The sequence below is a fragment of the uncultured Cardiobacterium sp. genome, assembly GCF_938028185.1.
In the GTDB taxonomy this organism is placed as follows: Bacteria; Pseudomonadota; Gammaproteobacteria; order Cardiobacteriales; family Cardiobacteriaceae; genus Cardiobacterium.
This window is the reverse complement of sequence record NZ_CALJAH010000244.1, coordinates 1-1,655: the sequence shown is the minus strand read 5'-3', so window position 1 is coordinate 1,655 and position 1,655 is coordinate 1. Positions and strand designations below refer to the sequence as shown.

The following is a 1,655-nucleotide window of genomic DNA, read 5'->3' as shown; positions in this document are numbered from 1 at the left end:
GTGTTGGAGTGGTTGCTGCCGTCGTCTTTCAGCGGGGTGTAGCTGAAGGATTCGAGGGTGACTTTCTGCGGGTCGGTCGCAGCGGAGTCTTGCCAGCCGTCAGTCTTGGTGTCTTTGCCCGGTTTGTATGTCCACAGGTTGAAGTGCATTTGTTGGTTCGCCGGTTTGACGATGTCGCTGGTGATGTCTTTGGTGACTTCTTCGCCGGTGTCGGCGTTGCGCAGTGTCCAGCTGATTTTCTGCGGTGTCCACTCTAGTTTGACGGTGCCGTGCGTCCAGTTTTCCGGCCAGACGCTGTCCGGCTGCGGATGCACGCCTTTTTCGCTGGTGTAGGGGTAGTAGGTGGTCGTGCCTTTCAGCACGCTGTCGCCCCAACGCGAGATTTCCACGGCGTCGATTTCGCGGTAGCCGTCATCCACTTTGTCTTGCGACCAGTCGAAGGTAAAGAAGCCGAAGACGCTGTATTTGTCGAATTTGCTGAAGTCCGCGTGGAAGGTCGCTTCGTAGGTGCCGTAGCCCATGGCGCGGGTGGAGACGATTTCGGAGGCAACCGGGGTGTGGCCGTCAGCATTGGTGATGGAGAGATCCATGTTGCTGCCGTCGAGATGCGCGTTGGCTTTCGACCATTGGCTGTTCGCCTGCGGTCCGCTTTCTTTGAAGCCGCCGCCGCGCGCTACCCATTTGAAGCCTGCCCAGTCCATCGTCGATTCGCCGTAGTCGTAGTTATAGCTCGGCGCCGTGCCCGCTTCCGCCGGTTTCAGGCTGGAAAGGCTGTCTTTGCTTTCGTCGTGCGCTTTCTGGTCGGTGTAGCTCGCCTTGACGCTGATGCCGTGACCGACGTCCTCGGCGGTCAGCGTGTAAGCGCTGCCGGTTGCACCGTCAATCGCCTTGCCGTCACGCAGCCACTGGTATTTGACCTCACCCATGCCGTCTTCGTCGGCGAGGGTGTTGCCCGCGTGCAGGGTAGAACCCGCCTGCGCCAAGCCGCTGACGGTAACGCTGCCAGTCGGGGCGTGGTTGTCCTGCGGCGGCAGGTTGGCATCGGCTTCGACGATTTTCGTGGTTTTCGCGCTGATGACGTTGTTTTCTTCATGCCCGGCTTTGTCGTGGTAGTACGCCTGCACGCTGATTTGGTGGCCGACATCGTTCTTGGTGAGGCGGTAGGTGTCGCCCTTGACGTTGTCGATTGGCGTGCCATCACGCAGCCAGGTGTACTGGACGGCATTGGCATCAAAGCCATCGTCATCGCTAACCTGCGCGGTGAGCTGGGCACCTTCGCGCGGTTCGCCGCTGATAGTAACGCTGCCGGGGTGGTTGCTGCCGCCTTTGCCAGCGCCTGCCAGCGGGCTGACGATGCTTTCCACATGACCGTTGCCGTCGGTGTAGGTCGCGCGCACGGTGATGCCCGTAGCCTGGCCGGTCGGGGTGTAATCCGCCCCGGTCGCGCCTGCAATGGCATCATTGCCCGCATACCACTGGTAGCTGACGGGTTTGCTGTTGTCCACGTTGTCACCGTCGTTGATGGTCGCGTGCAGGGTGCCGGTGTTGTCCGCCTGGATGCTGATACTGCCGGCATGGTTCGCCTTGCCTTCAATGTTCGCCTGTTTGCTCAGGCTGATGTTGTCGGCGTGGACGCGCGCGTCTTCGCTGTAGAT

Annotated in this window: 1 pseudogene; it reads right to left on the bottom strand. The window is 60.7% G+C overall.

The annotated features are described in order from the left end of the window. A pseudogene (locus tag Q0349_RS07065) lies at positions 1 to 1,655 on the bottom strand (hypothetical protein); the annotation flags it as partial.